This is a genomic window from Ancylobacter radicis (assembly GCF_018449475.1).
Lineage (GTDB): Bacteria > Pseudomonadota > Alphaproteobacteria > Rhizobiales > Xanthobacteraceae > Ancylobacter > Ancylobacter radicis.
The window spans coordinates 577,147-593,217 of record NZ_JAHCQH010000015.1 but is presented as its reverse complement, the minus strand read 5'-3'; the positions used below and the strand labels follow the sequence as shown (position 1 = coordinate 593,217).

17 protein-coding genes and 2 tRNA genes are annotated in these 16,071 nt (G+C 68.6%); 8 read left to right on the top strand and 11 right to left on the bottom strand.

Translation table 11 applies throughout. The annotated features are described in order from the left end of the window. Nucleotides 1-16 precede the first annotated feature (16 nt). Nucleotides 17-766, top strand: coding sequence for an SDR family NAD(P)-dependent oxidoreductase (locus tag KIP89_RS08725; RefSeq protein ID WP_213754981.1), 750 nt, complete (start codon nt 17-19; stop codon nt 764-766). An 18-nt stretch (nt 767-784) separates the two neighbouring features. Here KIP89_RS08725 and corA read toward each other — a convergent pair whose 3' ends face one another. After that, a complete protein-coding gene (gene corA / locus KIP89_RS08720) occupies nt 785-1,759 on the bottom strand; it encodes a magnesium/cobalt transporter CorA (protein WP_213754980.1) in 975 nt (324 codons plus the stop codon). A gap of 195 nt (nt 1,760-1,954) precedes the next feature. After that, on the bottom strand, nt 1,955-2,185 hold the full coding sequence (locus tag KIP89_RS08715; RefSeq protein WP_213754979.1) for a hypothetical protein: 231 nt from the start codon (nt 2,183-2,185) through the stop codon (nt 1,955-1,957). Nucleotides 2,186-2,479: 294 nt separating this feature from the next. Here KIP89_RS08715 and KIP89_RS08710 point away from each other — a divergent pair, with 294 nt between their 5' ends. After that, the gene (locus tag KIP89_RS08710) at nt 2,480-3,082 is read left to right on the top strand and encodes a L,D-transpeptidase (protein ID WP_250152366.1); all 603 of its coding nucleotides are present in this window, start codon (nt 2,480-2,482) and stop codon (nt 3,080-3,082) included. Nucleotides 3,083-3,207: 125 nt separating this feature from the next. On the opposite strand, the gene KIP89_RS08705 is transcribed toward KIP89_RS08710, so the two are convergent. Both KIP89_RS08705 and KIP89_RS08700 read right to left on the bottom strand, forming a co-directional pair. Continuing rightward, nucleotides 3,208-4,590 (bottom strand): aminotransferase, encoded by a 1,383-nt coding sequence (locus tag KIP89_RS08705; RefSeq protein ID WP_213754977.1) that lies wholly within the window; start codon nt 4,588-4,590, stop codon nt 3,208-3,210. A gap of 102 nt (nt 4,591-4,692) precedes the next feature. After that, nucleotides 4,693-6,024, bottom strand: coding sequence for an extensin family protein (locus KIP89_RS08700; RefSeq protein ID WP_213754976.1), 1,332 nt, complete (start codon nt 6,022-6,024; stop codon nt 4,693-4,695). Nucleotides 6,025-6,070: 46 nt separating this feature from the next. Here KIP89_RS08700 and KIP89_RS08695 point away from each other — a divergent pair, with 46 nt between their 5' ends. Further along, nucleotides 6,071-6,778: an HAD family hydrolase gene (locus KIP89_RS08695; RefSeq protein WP_213754975.1), complete on the top strand. Its 708-nt coding sequence runs from the start codon at nt 6,071-6,073 to the stop codon at nt 6,776-6,778. A 10-nt stretch (nt 6,779-6,788) separates the two neighbouring features. Continuing rightward, entirely contained in the window at nt 6,789-7,574 is a 786-nt protein-coding gene (locus KIP89_RS08690; protein ID WP_213754974.1) for a DUF1499 domain-containing protein, read from the top strand. A 36-nt stretch (nt 7,575-7,610) separates the two neighbouring features. Here the strand turns inward: KIP89_RS08690 and KIP89_RS08685 are convergent, their stop codons facing one another. Further along, nucleotides 7,611-8,522 carry an MBL fold metallo-hydrolase gene (locus KIP89_RS08685; RefSeq protein ID WP_213754973.1) on the bottom strand — a complete coding sequence of 304 codons (912 nt, stop codon included), beginning with the start codon at nt 8,520-8,522 and terminating at the stop codon, nt 7,611-7,613. Between the two features lie 149 nt (nt 8,523-8,671). Between KIP89_RS08685 and KIP89_RS08680 the strand changes: the two genes are divergently transcribed. Together KIP89_RS08680 and KIP89_RS08675 are read left to right on the top strand one after the other, a co-directional pair. Next, entirely contained in the window at nt 8,672-9,304 is a 633-nt protein-coding gene (locus KIP89_RS08680) for a carbonic anhydrase (RefSeq protein WP_369807088.1), read from the top strand. Between the two features lie 94 nt (nt 9,305-9,398). After that, on the top strand, nt 9,399-9,893 hold the full coding sequence (locus KIP89_RS08675) for a YciE/YciF ferroxidase family protein (protein ID WP_213754972.1): 495 nt from the start codon (nt 9,399-9,401) through the stop codon (nt 9,891-9,893). Between the two features lie 72 nt (nt 9,894-9,965). On the opposite strand, the gene KIP89_RS08670 is transcribed toward KIP89_RS08675, so the two are convergent. Both KIP89_RS08670 and KIP89_RS08665 read right to left on the bottom strand, forming a co-directional pair. Continuing rightward, nucleotides 9,966-10,895: an amidoligase family protein gene (locus tag KIP89_RS08670; RefSeq protein WP_213754971.1), complete on the bottom strand. Its 930-nt coding sequence runs from the start codon at nt 10,893-10,895 to the stop codon at nt 9,966-9,968. Between the two features lie 116 nt (nt 10,896-11,011). Then, nucleotides 11,012-11,088 (bottom strand) — tRNA-Pro (locus KIP89_RS08665). Nucleotides 11,089-11,244: 156 nt separating this feature from the next. Here KIP89_RS08665 and KIP89_RS08660 point away from each other — a divergent pair. Continuing rightward, nucleotides 11,245-11,319 (top strand) — tRNA-Gln (locus KIP89_RS08660). Nucleotides 11,320-11,367: 48 nt separating this feature from the next. Then, nucleotides 11,368-12,141 carry an aspartate/glutamate racemase family protein gene (locus tag KIP89_RS08655; RefSeq protein WP_213754970.1) on the top strand — a complete coding sequence of 258 codons (774 nt, stop codon included), beginning with the start codon at nt 11,368-11,370 and terminating at the stop codon, nt 12,139-12,141. Between the two features lies 1 nt (nt 12,142). Here KIP89_RS08655 and KIP89_RS08650 read toward each other — a convergent pair whose 3' ends face one another. From KIP89_RS08650 to KIP89_RS08635, 4 genes are all read right to left on the bottom strand, one after another. Further along, on the bottom strand, nt 12,143-12,601 hold the full coding sequence (locus tag KIP89_RS08650; protein ID WP_213754969.1) for a MarR family winged helix-turn-helix transcriptional regulator: 459 nt from the start codon (nt 12,599-12,601) through the stop codon (nt 12,143-12,145). A gap of 101 nt (nt 12,602-12,702) precedes the next feature. Beyond that, complete coding sequence (locus tag KIP89_RS08645) at nt 12,703-13,398, bottom strand: ABC transporter ATP-binding protein (protein WP_213754968.1); 696 nt, start codon at nt 13,396-13,398, stop codon at nt 12,703-12,705. Continuing rightward, entirely contained in the window at nt 13,395-14,147 is a 753-nt protein-coding gene (locus KIP89_RS08640) for an ABC transporter ATP-binding protein (protein ID WP_213754967.1), read from the bottom strand. The genes KIP89_RS08645 and KIP89_RS08640 overlap by 4 nt, the downstream gene beginning before the upstream one ends. Next, nucleotides 14,144-16,057, bottom strand: coding sequence for an ABC transporter permease (locus KIP89_RS08635; RefSeq protein WP_213754966.1), 1,914 nt, complete (start codon nt 16,055-16,057; stop codon nt 14,144-14,146). The genes KIP89_RS08640 and KIP89_RS08635 overlap by 4 nt, the downstream gene beginning before the upstream one ends. Nucleotides 16,058-16,071: the final 14 nt, after the last annotated feature.

Below are 16,071 nucleotides of genomic sequence, written 5' to 3'. Positions count from 1 at the left end.
GAGCTAAGACTGCCCCATGATCAAGGGTTCCAATCAGCCTCGCCGTACCTTGCTGCTCACCGGCGCCTCGCGCGGGATCGGCCATGCCACCGTCAAGCGGTTCTCCGCCGCCGGCTGGCGGGTCATCACCTGCTCGCGCCATGCCTTCCCGGAGAATTGTCCGTGGGAGATGGGGCCGGAGGACCATATCCAGGTCGACCTCTCCAATCCCGAGGACACGCTGCGCGCGGTCGACGAGATCAAGAGCCGGCTGGAGAATGGCGAGCTGCACGCCCTCGTCAACAATGCCGGTATCTCGCCCAAGGGCGCGGGCGGTTCGCGGCTGAGCACGCTCAACACGCCGCAGGAGGCCTGGCACAAGGTCTTCCAGGTGAATTTCTTCGCCCCCATCCTGCTGGCGCGCGGCCTGCTGGAGGAGCTGAAGCGCACCCATGGCGCGGTGGTCAACGTCACCTCGATCGCCGGCTCGCGGGTGCACCCCTTCGCCGGCGCGGCCTATGCCACCTCCAAGGCGGCGCTGGCCGGGCTGACGCGCGAGATGGCGGCCGATTTCGGCCCGCTCGGCGTGCGGGTCAACGCCATCGCGCCCGGCGAGATCGACACCTCGATCCTCTCGCCCGGCACGGAGAAGATCGTCGAGCAGATCCCGATGCAGCGGCTCGGCACGCCCGACGAGGTGGCCAAGATCATCTATGTGCTGTGCACGGAGACCTCGTCCTATCTCAACGGGGCCGAGATCCACATCAATGGCGGCCAGCACGTGTGAGCCGGCCGCGGGCGCCGCTTACAGCCATCGGCGCCACTTGAAGATCCAGTAGGGCACGATCGCCGCGACCAGCATGGCGATCAATGCCAACGGGTAGCCCCATGTCAGGGCCAGTTCGGGCATGTGCTCGAAATTCATCCCGTAGATCGAGGCGATCAGCGTCGGCGGCATCAGCACCACCGAGAGCACCGCGAAAATCTTGATGATGTTGTTCTGTTCGATGCTGACGAGGCCGAGCGTGGCGTCGAGCAGGAAGGTGATCTTGTCGCCGAGATAGCTCACATGGTCGGTGAGCGAGGTGGCATCGCGCTGAAGGCTCTTGAGCGCCGCCTTCTGGTCCTTGGACAGCGCCTTCGTCTCGCCCTCGGCGGCGAGGAAGGTGAAGATGCGGGCCATGCTGACGAGGCTCTCGCGCACCTTGGAGCCGAGGTCGGCCTTGCGGGCGATCATGTTGAGCAGCGCCCGGTAACGCTGGTTCTGGTCGGTGCGCGCCTCGCGATCGAAGATGCGTTCGGACAGCGCCTCGATCTGCTCGCTCAGATGCTCGATGATATCGGCCGCGCGGTCGACGATGGCATCGAGCAGTTCCATCAGGAGCTGCTCGCCGGTCAGCGTCGCCGAGCAGCCATGGGTCAGCCGCGCCATCACCAGACGGAAGGGCTTGGGCTCATCATAGCGCAGCGTCACCAGCCGATGGTTGACGAGGATGAAGGAGACGGCCGAGAGGATCGGGCGCTCCTCGTCGGCGCGGCAGACCAGACTGCCGGTCAGGTAGATCGCGCCGTTCTCGATCCGCAGCCGGCTCGACGGCTCGATCTCGACCATTTCCGCCTGGGTCGGCACGCCGATGCCGAGCGCGGCCTCGACCAGCGCGTCCTCGCCGCTGGCCGGACGGAGCATGTCGATCCAGAGGGCGTCTGGCGGCACGGGGCCTTCCGCAGGGACGTCAAACCCCTGCAGCGCCCCGTTGCGGATGCAATAGGCGGTGATCATTCGGCACTCCCCGGACGTGATGGCAACTGCTGCGGCCTTCCGGCATGGCGGAAGGCCGCAGCAGGATTTCACGCATCCCTATAACAGCGTCGCGACGTCGGGTCGCCCGAAGGCGCACGGCCAACGGGCGTGATGTCGGAGGATGTTCGGGGGGAGGGGCGGACGAGCTCGTCCCGGCTGTTCGGCCGGTGGCAATCAGGCCGCGAAATATTCGACGTCGCGAAGCGTTACGATCTTCGCTTCCGCGCCATCGGTCCGCGCCGCACCCATCGCGGGGGCATCGGATACCGTTTTCTTGTCGGAGGCATAACGCGCAGCGGCGGCAACCGCGGAGATGCCGATCTCACGCCAATGAGCACTCTGTTCCGAGCGGTCCCAGCGGTCGCTCGGCCGGCCTTGGGGGGCCGGCTTGTCTTCGGTAGACATGACTTCCTCCATGTGGACCACCCGTTCGCCGGGTGGATGCCGACGAAATGGCCGTCGACTGCGTCAAAAATATGCAGAGTCGAGGTCCGCGGTAAGGCTCTTGACGTTAGGGAGGGGTCTAAACCGGCTTTTTGGAGTTCTTCCACCAGAAGTGAGCTTTTTGAGCAACATTTCCGAACCGCCTTCGCTCGCCACTCATGTGGCCCCTTCAAGGCGGAACCAAGTTCGGTTAATCGACAGTCAAGGGTGAAGCCGCACGCTTCATGCGTGCAAACTGATTCGGAGCATTGCGAAATGATTATGCGCGGGGCGGGAGCTGTCCTGTTGGCGCTCCTCTTGGGTGCGTGCAGCTCTGTGGAGCGTCAACCGGCGCCGACGGCGTCGTTGACGCCGCGCGACAAGCAATTGCTCGCCAATGCGCCTTATCAGAAGGTCCTGCCGCCGGATATCTACCAGCGGTCGATCGTCGATTACGCGGGCAGCGAAAAGCCGGGCACCATCGTTGTCGATACCGACAAGAAGTATCTTTATCTGGTCCAGGCCGACGGCAAGGCCATCCGCTACGGCGTGACGGTCGGCGAAGAGGGGCTGGCGTTCAAGGGTGAAGCCAAGATCGGCCGCAAGGCCGAATGGCCGACCTGGACCCCGACCCCGGAGATCAAGCAGCGTCTTGCCGGCATCCCGAACTTCGTCGGCCCCGGCCCGCACAACCCGATGGGGGCGCGCGCGCTGTATCTCTACCAGGGCAACAAGGACACGCTGTTCCGCATTCACGGCACCAACCAGCCGGAATATATCGGGCAGGCGATTTCCTCCGGCTGCATCCGCATGCTGAACGAGGACGTGATCGACCTCTACACCCGCGTGCCCTCGGGCACCGAGGTGGTGGTGCTCTGAGCCTTCGCTCATCCTGAATTGAAAGGGGCGCTGCCGCGGCAGCGCCCCTTTTTGTTTGTGCCGGGATGCTCCCGAGACCTCATCCCGAACGGCCGTGCGGCCATCCGGGATGAGGTTGACCGGACTCAGGCCGCGAGCAGCTTCTGGCTCACCGCCCAGTCGAGGGTCTTGTCGAGCGCGCGGGTGAGGCGGTCGAACAGCTCGTCGATCTCGGCCGGCGAGATGACCAGCGGCGGGCAGATGGTGACGGCATCGCCGAACACGTTGCGCACGATCAGACCCTCGGCCTGCGCGAAGGCGACGCATTTGGCGGCCATGCCGAGCTTCGGGTCGAACTGGTGCTTGGTCTTCTTGTCGGCGACCAGTTCGATGGCGGCGACCATGCCGGCGCCGCGCGCCTCGCCCACCAGCGGGTGATCTTCCAGCGCCGCGCGACGGGCGACGAATTGCGGGATCTTCGCCCGCACCCGCTCGAAGATGCTCTCGCGCTCGTAGATTTCCAGCGTCTTCAGCGCCACGGCGGCGGCCACCGGGTGGCCGGAATAGGTGTAGCCATGGCCGAAGCTGCCGAGCTTGCGGCTCTCATCGACCATCGCCTGGTACATGTCTTCGGGGATCATGACGCCGCCGATCGGCTGGTAGGCCGAGGACAGCGCCTTGGCGATGGAGATGGAGTTGGGCTTCATCTCCATGGCTTCGCAGCCAAAGGCGGTGCCGAGCCGGCCGAAGCCGGTGATGACCTCGTCGCCGATGAAGAAGATATCGTACTTGGTCAGCACGTCCTGGATCTTCGGGTAATAGGTCTTGGGCGGCACGATCACGCCGCCGGCGCCCAGTACCGGCTCGGCGATGAAGGCGGCGACCGTCTCCGGCCCTTCGGCCAGGATCAGCGCCTCAAGCTCGGCGGCCAGGCGGGTGGCGAAGGCCTCCTCGCTCTCGCCTTCCTCGGCCTGGCGGTAATAATGCGGGCAGGTGGTGTGCCGCACGCCGGCGATCGGCAGGTCGAAATCATTGTGGTTGCCGGGCAGGCCGGTGAGCGAGGCCGAGGCGATGGTCACGCCGTGATAGGCCCGCATGCGGGAGATGATCTTCTTCTTCTGCGGCCGGCCCAGCGCATTGTTCATGTACCAGACGAGCTTCATCTGGGTGTCGTTGGCTTCCGAGCCCGAATTGGTGAAGAACACCTTGGAGATCGGCACCGGGGCCATCTCCTTCAGCTTTTCCGCCAGCTCGATCGCCGGGTCGTGGCTCTTGCCGCCGAAGATGTGGGTGAAGGGCAGCTTGCGCATCTGCGTCGCCGCCGCTTCCACCAGTTCCTCATTGCCGTAGCCGAGCGCCGTGCACCACAGGCCCGCCATGCCCTCCAGATAAGGCTTGCCGTCGACATCGTGCACCCACACGCCCTGGCCGCGATCGAGGATCAGCGGCCCCGTCTCGCGGAAGGCGGCGAGGTTCGTATAGGGGTGGATCAGCGTCTCGACATCGCGAGTCTGCATGTTGGTCAGCATCGGCCGGGCTCCAGAAAGGTATCGAAGCCCCAGCCTAGTGCGAGCGCGCACCGCCCGAAAGGGCGCCCTTCGCAGCATGACGCAGCGGAGGGCGCGAAAAACTCACGGCGCGGGCGGGTTTTCTGTCGCGGCCGGTGCGTCTCCCACCGGCTCCTCCGGCTCATCGGGTGCTTCAGCCGGGCGCGCCGGCGGCTTGGGTGGGGTGGCCGGCGTTTTCGGCCGCTCGGCGGTCGCCCAGCGGCAGAGCACCGCGCCGCTGCGCCGCACCGCGCGGTCGAGATGCAGATGCTGCTCGTGATAGCCGTCCGATCCCGGGCCGAGAATGGTGGTGAAGTCGGCGCAGGCGCTGGCCTTGAGCCGTTCCTGAAACGCGAGTGGCATGGCCTCCTCGCGCCCCGATGACGGCGTGCCGATGACGACCCGCTTGCCATCGGCGAGGACAATGCCGCGCAGGTCGATCGCGTTGCCGCGTCCATGCTCGCTGATCTTGGCGCCCGCCACGCGGTTGCGCGGCCGGCATTGCTGCGAGGCGGCGACCAGCACCGTCTTCAGCGGCGCGCCGAGCGTGGCGGCGGCCGGCTCCACCTGCTCGCGCAGCCAGTGCGCGACCGAGGCGGCCATCTCGCAGCGGAGCACGGCGGCGGGCTCCAGCGTCACCAGCCGGCCATCCTTCATGCGCACCGCCGACAGGCTTACCCCGCGATCCACCGCGCAGGCGGCCTGCGTGGCGGTCACGACCATGGGCGTGAACTCGCCGAGATTTTCGGCGGACAGTTCCGGGCAGATGGTCGGCACGGCGGCGGGGGCGGGCTCCGATGGGGGCAGGGGCGCGGTGGGAGGGGGCAGGGCGGCGGTCTTCATCTCCGGCGCGGCGGCGGGCGGTGGGGCGGGCTGTGCCGCCTGTGCGTCGTCCGGCGCGTCACCCGACGCCCCATCCGGCGCCCTATCCGGGCGTGGAGCGGGCATGGGCACGGCTCGCAGGGCGGCGCGCTTTTCCAGAGGGGAGGGCTTCATCTCCGCCCGCGCCGGGCCCGCCGGCAGGGGCGCCGCCGCGACATCGGGGGGCGCCGGCTCGGCCGGGGTTTCGGATGTCGACGGGGTCGGCGGGGGAGCGGGCGTTTGGCTGACGGGAGGAGCCGGCGCCGCCGTCACCGCCGTGTCCTCTCCCGCCACCGGGGCGGGGGCGGCGGTGTCGCTCGGGCGCGGCATCGGCAGGGGCGCGGTGGCCGGCATGGGGCGCCGTGGGGAGGCGCGGCGGGCGGGTTTGGGCGAGCCGACCCAATCGCCGATCTGCCGGTTCAGCGCCCGGCCGGCCTCGTCGAAGCCGCTGCCGATCTCGGCGAGCGGTTCGGCTGCGGCAGGTGCCGCCAGAAGGAGGAGGGCGAGCGCCAGTGCAGGCCGCGACCCGTACCTTGGGAGCCGGTGGAATTCCATGCTATCAGGCGCCTCTCTGTTCTGTTCGTCCGGAGGACGACCCCTAGTGAACGCCCCACGCGCCATTCTGTTCGACAAGGACGGTACCCTGGTCGATTTCGACCTCACCTGGGGACCGGCCGCCGGTGCCGTGATGGCGGATCTGGCCGGTTCCGATGTGCGCGCGCTGGAGGCGCTGCACGCGGTCAGCCATTATGTTCCCGGCGAGCGCCGCTTCCTCCAGACCTCGCCGCTGATCGCCGGCTCCTCCCGGCAATACGGGCCGGCCTGGGCAAAGGTGCTGGGGCGGGCGGCGGATATTGCCTTCTTCCGCGAAGTCGACCGGCTGTTCGTGGATCATGGCCGGCGCCACCTCACCCCGCTGGGCCATCCGGCGCAGGCTCTGGCGCGCTTCCAACGGCTCGGCCTACCGCTGGGCATCGCCACCAATGACGGCGAGGCCAATGCGCGCATTCAGGCGGACATGCTCGGCCTGATGCCGCTGCTGAGCGCCATCTACGGCCATGATTCGGGCTATGGCTCGAAGCCGGCGCCCGGCATGGTGGAGGCCTTCAGCAAGCTCACCGGCCTGAAGCCCAGCGAAATCGCCCTCGTCGGCGATACCCGGCACGATCTCGACACCGCCAAGGCGGCGGGGGCGCAGGCGATCCTCGTGCGCTGCGGGCCGCAGCCGGTCGACGACTTCGCCAACGAGGCCGATCTCGTGGTCGATTCGGTCGAGCATCTCGCCGACCTGATGTTCGCGCCGGCGTGAGGGGGCCGGGATGATCCGCCGCCGGCTCTATGTCGAGGAACGTGTCTCGCGGCTCGCGGTGTGGAGCCTGCGCGCGGCGGTGTTCGCGCTGCCCGTGACCGCCATCGCGCTGCTGCTTTACGCGACCGAGACGCTCGATTTTCGCAGCGCCGTCTATGCCGTGCTGGCGGGCGTCAGCCTGTCGGGGCTGGCTTTGCTGCTGGCTCTGGCCGGTTTCGTGGTGATCTGGAACGAGGGGCTGCGCGGGCTCGGCCGGGTGATTGGCGCGGCGGCGCTGGCGCTCCTGCTGCTCGCGCCCACGGCCACCGTGGCGGCGCTCAGCGTGGGCCTGCCGGTGCTGCACGACATCACCACCGACGCGCAGGACCCGCCGGAATTCCAGACGCTCGGCGTGGTGCGCTCGCGGGCCGCCAATCCGCTCGCCTATCCCGGCGCGATGGCCGCCGCCGAACAGCGCGACGCCTATCCCGGCATCAAGTCGATCACCTTCGACGTGCCGCCGGACGATATCTATAAAGCCGTGATGGGACTGGTGACCCGGCACAAATGGCTGGTGGTCGACGCCGTGCCGCCGCGCGGCGGGCAGCGCGAGGGGCGCATCGAGGCGGTGGCGCGCAGCCTGCCATTCGGCCTGCGCGACGACATCGTCATCCGCCTGCGCCGCACCGCCGAGGGCACCACGGTCGACATGCGCTCGGTCTCGCGCAATGGCGACCGCGATTTCGGCTCCAATGCCCGCCGCATCGACCAGCTCCTGACCGAACTCGCCGAGGCGCAGGGCCGCCCCCGGCGCTGAATCCGCCCCGCCGTTGACTCGCCGCTTCCGGTCGCGTCAGGCGAGCTGGAACACGCCGTCCAGCGCCACTGGCCCGTCGGTCAGCACCTGCCCGCGCCCGACCAGATCCTCCAGATGCGCCAGCGTGGACAGGCCGGCGGCGCCGAACAGGCGCGGGTCGAGCCCGATATAGATCGTCCGCACGATCTCCGGGATCGGCATCGGCCCGCGGGAGAGCGCACGCAGGATCGCCCCCTCCCGCGCCTGGCGGTGCCGGATATAGCGCCCGACAAAGGCATGGCCGTCGCGCACCGGGCCGCCATGACCGGGCAGATAGAGCGTTTCCGCCCGTTCCCCGAGCCGGCGCAGCGACTCCATGTAGTCGCTCATCGAGCCATCCGGCGGGGCGACGATGGAGGTGGACCACGCCATCACATGATCGCCGACGAAGATCAGCCCGGCGCCCTCCAGCACGAAGGCCATGTGGTTGGCGGTATGGCCGGGCGTGGCGAGCGCGGTGAGCGCCCAGTCCCGCCCCTTGATGCGCGCGCCATCGGCCAGCGCCACATCCGGCAGAAAAGCCCGGTCGGCGGCGGCGTCGAGCGCGTTGACCTCGCCACTATGCAGCGCCCGCGCCGCCCGGTGCGGTCCCTCGCCATAGGTCGCCGCGCCGGTACGCGCGACGATCGGCTCCAGAGCGCCGCTATGGTCGCGGTGGGTATGGGTGAGGATCACATGGGTGACGGTCTCTCCGGCCACCGCCGCCATGAGAGCCTCGACATGGGCGGGATCGTCCGGGCCGGGATCGATGATCGCGACCTCGCCGCGCCCGACGATATAGCTGCAGGTGCCGGTGAAGGTGAACGGTCCGGCATTGGGCGCCAGCACGCGCCGCACGCCCGGCGCGACCTCGTCGGCCACGCCGGCGACCGCATCGAAGGCGCGGTCGAAAGGGATGTCCTCGGCCATGAGCGTCTGTCCCCTGCCGGTGCCACCGCCGCCGGGATCGGCGTCGGCGGGCGCCCCGGAGTAGCCGAGCGATCCGGCGCTGTCGAGCCGGCCGCTGCGGCAGCATTGCCACCGGTCACGGGCGCGATTATGGAGCGCAGGCGGCGTGCATGAGCGAGGGATATGAGATGGATCAGCTGGTCGACGGCTATCGGCGGTTTCGCGCAACCTCCTGGCCGGAGCGCAAGGCCCTGTTCGAAAAGCTGGCGGCGCGCGGGCAGCGGCCGCAGACGCTGGTGATCGCCTGCTCCGACAGCCGCGTCGATCCCAGCATGATCTTCGATGCCGGCCCCGGCGAGCTGTTCGTGGTCCGCAACGTCGCCAATATCGTGCCGCCCTACTCGACCCCGGACCATCATCACCACGGCACCAGCGCGGCGATCGAATTCGCGGTGCGGGTGCTGGAGGTCTCGGAGATCGTCGTCATGGGCCACGCGCTGTGCGGCGGTGCCGGCGCCCTGATCGACGGCGCGCCGGACGCCGCGCAGGACTTCCTGCCGGACTGGATCCGCATCGCCACGCCCGCGCGGGACATCGCGCTGCAGCTCTCGCAGGACCCGGAGGAGCAGCGCCGCATTCTCGAACACCAGTGCGTGAAGCTCTCGCTGCGCAATCTGGAAACATTCCCCTGGGTCCGGGAGCGGCTCGACGACGGCAAGCTGGTGCTGCACGGGGCTTATTTCGCGGTGGCCACCGGAGTGCTGGAGATGCTGAACAAGGACGGCACCTTCCGCCCGGCCTGAGGCCGTCGCGCAACCCTGGAACCTCGCCGAACCCTTCGCGTTACCCGGATTGCAGGCGTTTCGTCCTGCCAATCAACGCATTGGGAGAGGCGCGATGGGTTTGCTCACGAAAGACATCAAGTCGCTCGACGACCTCCTTCTGCAATCGCTCGGTGAGCTGCGCTACACCGAGCGGCGCATCCAGCGGGCCTTGCCGCACCTCGCCGGCAAGCTCTCTGACGAACGCCTGCAGAATGAGATGCAGAATTGGGTCGAGGCTTCGGAAGCCTATATGGCGCGGGTCGACGAGGTGTTCCGCCTGCAGGGTGCGGCGCCCTGCGTGGTCGAGAGCCCGGCGATCGACGGCATTTTCATCAGCGCCGACGAACTCAATGACGAGATCGACAGCTACCATGTTCTCGACACTGCCATCATCGGCGCGGTCGAGGCGGTCGCCGCCTACAGCGCGACGCGCTACGCCACGGTGATCGGCTGGCTGCGCCAGAGCGGGCGCGTGGAAAGTGCCCGGCTGCTGCACGAGAATCTGAGCAGCCGCCGCCGCGCCGCCGCGCCGCCGCCTCCCTTCAGGTGCTCGCCGAGCGGTGCCTGAGCGAGACGACCCCGCGCCGCACAATGGGCCATCTGCGGGCCGTGCAGGCCGGCTGAGGCCCTTCCGGGCCTGTCAGGGCTCAGGCCCGTCCGCGACCCTCAACGCCGCCCGTGCCCCCTCTCGGGCGAGGGCGGGCGCGTCCCCTGCCAGACGCTCCACGGCGACCCAGCGGTTCCAGTCGGCGGCCAGGCTCCAGCCGGCCACCCCGACATGGGCGACCGGCAGCCGGTAATGCAGCACGGGCCGGGGCTTCACCTTGTCGGTGATGCGCGGCGCGACCCGGTCGCCCAGAAGCTCCAGGAACAGCGGCAGGAGATCGAGCCCGCGCTTGCGGGTCGGATTGGCCGCCAGATAATCCTCGCACAGCCCGCCGAGATCGGGCGCGTAGGACGGGTCGAGCACCTGCCGGCGATAAGCCGCCGGGAACGGCTCGGGCGCATGGAAGCGCACGAGAGCGCCGCGCAGTATGTCCGCCCGCAACGCCTCCTCCCGCAACAGATAGGCGCGCAGCAGCGCCAGCAGCGTCTCCACGCGGTGATCGGGCGGCGCGATGTTGAGATGCAGGCCCAGCGAGCCGGCTAGCGTCGCCCCATCGCCGCGCGCACCCGCCGTCCGCAGCGCGTCCAGAACCGCGTCCACCTGCGGGAGGGCCTCGCGCGGCAGCGGTTCCGTCACCATCTCGCGCGGCACGATTGCGCCCAGGCAGGCGCCGACCAGCGTGGAGACCGGCGGGCGCAGCCATGGGGCGGGATGGCGGTAGGGGCGATGGGGATGGATGTGACGCAGATCGCGCTCGATGCTGATCCGCCCGAGCGCGGAGCCGACGAGGTGGAAAGCGAACGGGTCTTCCTCCTCCACCCGCCCGCCGAGATGCCCCGCCAGCACGCCGGCCGCCCGGCGCTCGGACAGGCCGGTGAACTCGACCTCGACGCCGACGCGTCGCGGCTGGCCGGTCGCGTCATCGGGGCAGGGGAGAGGGGAGAAGGCGGAAGGAAGGTTCATTCGCCCTATGTGGCGAGCCGTCCCGGCTTTTTCGAGACGTAACGTCAACCCCGCCCCGGCTCGCCCGGAGGCGCGCGGGGAAGACCGGATGGTCAGGGATGGATCTCGGGAAATAGTGGTCGGAGTGGCAGGATTTGAACCTGCGACCCCCTCGTCCCGAACGAGGTGCGCTACCAGACTGCGCTACACTCCGCCGCGGCGCGAGCCTCTAGCATGCGAATGAGCAGGGTAGCAAGGGCAGTCGGCCGCGAAATGGTGGATCATGCCCAGCCTGTGGATGACGCGGACGGGGGGACGGTTGAAAGCCGCGCCATCCTGTGGCTATGTCCGCGCCGCGCTAGCCGGCTGATGGGGCGTCGCCAAGCGGTAAGGCAGGGGATTTTGATTCCCCCATGCGGAGGTTCGAATCCTCCCGCCCCAGCCAGCCTCCATGCTAGAAGCGGGCAATCCTCCAGCGACGGACCGCTCTGCCTTGCGCATCCATCTGATCAATCCCAATACCACCGCCTCGATGACCGAGAAGGCCGCTGCCGCCGCGCGCATGGTCGCAAGCCCCGGCACGCAGATCGTGGCGGTGACGTCGTCCATGGGACCCGCCTCGATCGAGGGCTTCTATGACGACGCGCTGGCGCTGCCGGGTCTGCTCGCCGCCATCGCCGCCGCCGAGCAGGGGACGGGCAAGCAGGGGGTGGGCGGGATCGGCGGTCCGGTGGACGCCCATATCATCGCCTGTTTCGACGATACCGGGCTTGATGCGGCGCGCACGCTGGCGCGGGCGCCGGTGGTCGGCATCGGCGAGGCGGGTTTTCATCTCGCCAGCCTGATCGCCCATCGCTTCGCGGTGGTGACGACGCTCGCGCGCTCGGTTCCGGTGATCGAGGCCAATCTGGCGCGCTACGGCCTGCTGGCGCGCTGCTGCGCCATCCGCGCCTCGGATGTGGCGGTGCTGGAACTGGAAGATCCGGCCAGCGATGCGCGGGGGCGCATCTCCGACGAGATCGGCCGCGCCATCCGCGCGGACAAGGCCGAGGCCATCGTGCTCGGCTGCGCGGGCATGGCGGACCTCGCCCGCTCGCTTTCCGTCCAGCACGGCGTGCCGGTGATCGACGGTGTGGCGAGCGCGGTGACGCTGGCGGAGGGGCTGGTGCGCACGGGGCTCGCCACCTCCAAGCTGGGGCCCTACGCCGCGCCGCGCGTCAAGCCCTATGCCGGACGGCTGGCCGACTTCGCCCCGCGCGGCGATTAGATCAGGTCAGCTTCTTCAGCAAATCGAGCAGATGCGAGCGTTCTTCGCTGCTTAGCGGTTCCAGCGTGCGTTCGTTGATCCGGCTGGCCGCCGTGATCGCCGCCTGGGTCACGGCATGGCCGCGCTCGGTCAACCCGACGGCCCGTCGCCTTTTGTCCAGCGGATCCTCCGCCGTCAGCACGAAGCCGCGGCCGATCAGCCGATCCACCACGCCCTTGATGGTGGCGGCATCGAGAAAGATGAGGCGGCCGAGCCGGTTCTGCGAGCAGGGGCCGACTTCGAGCAGCTTGGCCAGCGCGGCGAATTGCGGCGGCGTCAGCCCCTCGATCATGTCGGCGGCGAACAGGGCCGTGTGGCGCTGGCTGGCGACGCGCAGGATAAAGCCGATCTGCTCGCTCAGCCGATACGACTCGTCCGAGGTAGTGCCGGTCGTGTCGTTGGAACGGCGTCGACCCGCCATCACTCTGCCCCCTCGCTGGTGGGGAATATCAGAGCATGATTGAGCCGGCTCGCAAATCATCGAAGCCGAACATCGTTAAATTATCCCACGCTGCACAAAGTTTATTCATTCTGAGGGCGTGAAGAGTTTTTCTCCACAAGCCCGCCGGGACGCAACGCGCCGTGCTCGATCTCATAAGTGCGGTCGCAGATGGCATTGCACAGGTCGATGTTCTGCTCGGAAATGAGGATCGACAATCCCCGCGCCTTCATTGATCTAATGGTCTCGATCATTTGTTCAACAATGATTGGCGCAACTCCTTCCGAGGGCTCGTCGAGCAGCAGCAGGGCGGGGTTGCCGACCAGCGCGCGCGCGAGGGCGAGCATCTGCTGTTCGCCGCCGGACATCTGTCCGCCCGGCCGGTCGAGCATGCCGGCGAGGTTGGGGAACAGCGCGAAGAGGGCCGCCTCGTCCCAGGCCGGCGCGCCCGCACGGGCCGGGCGCCGCGCAAGGGCGAGATTTTCCGCCACGGTGAGGTCGGTGAAGATGCGGCGGTCCTCAGGTACGTAGCCGACTCCAAGTCTCGCGATGCGGAAGGTTGCAAGCGTGGCAACGTCCTGTCCGTCGATGCTGAGGCGCCGCGCGTGTCGGCGCACCAGACCCATGATGGCCTTCATCGTCGTGGTCTTGCCGGCGCCGTTCGGGCCGATCAGCGCCACCGCCTCGCCGCGCGCCACGGTGAGCGACAGGTCGAACAGGATGCGCGCCGCGCCATACCAGGCGTCGAGCCCTTCGATCTCCAGCATCGGCCGGCTCATTCGGCGCCTCCCCGGCGGCCGAGATAGATGTCCGCGACCTTGGGATCGGCGCGCACCTGCTGCGGCGTGCCGTCGGCGATGAGCCGGCCGCGCGCGAGCACGATCACCCGGTCGGCATGGCCGAAGACGACATCCATCGAATGTTCGGTAAACAACACGGCGAGCCCATTGGTGCGGGCGAGGTCGCGCACCAATGCCATGAGGGCGAGGCGCTCCTCGACGCCCATGCCGGCGGTCGGTTCATCCATCAGCAGAAGGCGCGGCGCGGTGGCGAGTGCCATGGCGAGTTCGAGCCGCTTCACATCGCCATAGGCCAGCGCCGCGGCGGGCTCGTCCGCGCGGGCGGCCATGCGGGTCTGCTCCAGCAGCGCCTCGGCCTCCGCGCGCAGCAGCGTCGCTGCCGGCCGCAGGAAGCCGAGCAGCCGGTGGCGGGCGGCGAGCAGCGCGGTCTGCACGTTCTCGCGCACCGTCATGGAGCCGAAGACCTGCGCGACCTGGAAGCTGCGGCCCACGCCTTCCAGTGCCATGCGGCGGGGCGAGGCGCCGGTGACGTCGCGCCCATTGAGCCGGACGCGGCCGGAATCGGCGCGGATCTGCCCGTTGACGATGTTGAAGCAGGTGGATTTGCCGGCGCCATTGGGGCCGATCAGGGCGAGCAGTTCGCCCGCGCTGACCGAAAAACTCACCCCGTCCAGTGCCTGCACGCCGCCATAGGATTTGGAGAGCGCCTCGACCGCCAGCACGCTCATCGCCCGGCTCCGCGGCGTGCCAGCAGGGCGAGGCCGCCGGCGATTCCGCCGGGAAAGGCGAACACGACCAGCAGGATGAGGCCGCCGAGCAGGGCGCGCCAGTAATCCGTCTCGCGCATCACCGTGTCCTGCAGCACGGTGAGCGTGCCGGCGCCGAGCAGCGGTCCGGCAAGGCTCTGCACGCCGCCGAGCAGCACCATGACAAGACCGTCGATGGAGCGCCCGACCGAGATCGCCTCCGGCGAGATCGAGCCCTTGGCGAAGGCGAACAGCCCGCCGGCGGCGCCGCCCAGCGTGCCGGCGACAATGAAGGCGAGCCAGCGCAGGCGGGCCACGGGAATGCCCGAGGCCTCCGCCCGCATAGCCGAATCGCGGGCTGCCCGCAGACCGTAGCCGAAGGGCGAAAAGGCGAGGTAACGCAAGAGCATGACGCCCGCCACGGTGACCGCGAGCGCCGCCAGATAGAGCCCGGTGCGGCTGTCAAAGGGCGGGTCGGGCCAGAGGCCGAACAGCCCGTTCGAGCCGCCGGTAACATCCTCCCACTGATAGACAACCGACCAGACGATCTGCGCGAAGGCGAGCGTCAGCATGGCGAAATACACCCCCTCCAGACGCACCGCCACGCTGCCGAGCAGGGCCGCTCCCAAGGCCGCGACGGCGATGCCGAAGGCAAAAGCTGTAATCGTATCAAGGCCTAAGCTGGTGGCGGCAAAGGCGGTGCCATAGGCGCCGAGCCCGAACGAGGCGGCGTGGCCGAACGAGGCCAGACCGCCCGGCCCCATCAGGAAATGCAGCGAGGCGGCGAACAGGGCGGCGATCAGCACATCGAGCGCCAGCACCGGCGCGTAGCTGAAAGCAGCGCCGAGGAAGGGCAGCGCGGCAAGGCCTAGAATGATGACGATAAAGGAGAATTTTCCTGTTGTGGTGAGCGGCCGCAGGGGCGCTTCGACGCTGCCGCGATGATGTGCGGGCGGTATCGGGCGGCCGAACAGGCCGTGCGGGCGCAGGATAAGTACTACGGCCATCACCAGGAATTCCGCCACCAGCGTGAGCTTGCTCATGTTGAAGGAAATACCGGCGATCTCAATGATGCCGAGCGCCGTGCACAGCGCCTTGACCTGCGCCACCAGCACGGCGGCGAGGTAGGCGCCGCGGATCGAGCCCATGCCGCCGACCACCACGACGACGAAGGCGTCACCGAGAACACCGAGGTCTATCAACAGGTTGGCGGGTTCGCGGGCCATCTGCAGAGCACCGCCGAAACCGGCGATGGCGGCGCCCAGCGCGAACACGGCGGTGAACAGCAGCGCCTCGTTGATGCCGAGCACCGCGACCATTTCCCGGTCCTGCGTCGCCGCCCGGATGAGGCGTCCGAAGCGGGTGCGGGTCAGTACGATGTGGAGGACAGTCAGGACAATGGGGCCGATGAGAGCGAGCAGGATGTCGTATTCCGGCAGGCGGCGGCCGAGTAGCGCGACCGAGCCGGTGAGCCCCGGCGCGCGGGGCCCGAGAATGTCCTCCGGTCCCCAGAAATAGAGCGCCGCGTCGTTGATGACGAGCAGCAGGGCGAAGGTGGCGAGCAGCTGGTAGAGCTCGGGCGCGCGGTAGATCCGCCGCAGCACGGTGATCTCGACCAGCGCCCCCAGCAGCCCCATCACCAGCGCCGCCGCCAGCACCGCGCCCCAATAGCCGAGCGGCCCCGGCACCAGCGGGGCGAGCGTGACCGCGACGTACAGCCCCAGCATGTAGAAGGAGCCGTGCGCCATGTTCACGATGCGGGTCACGCCGAAGATGATCGACAGGCCGGCGGCGACCAGGAACAGGGTGGAGGCCGAGGCGAACCCGTTGATCGCCTGGAAGGCGAGGGCGGGGACCAGCGGCCAGTCGGCGGCGAACGCCTCGAAGGACATGATGGCGGGTTCCC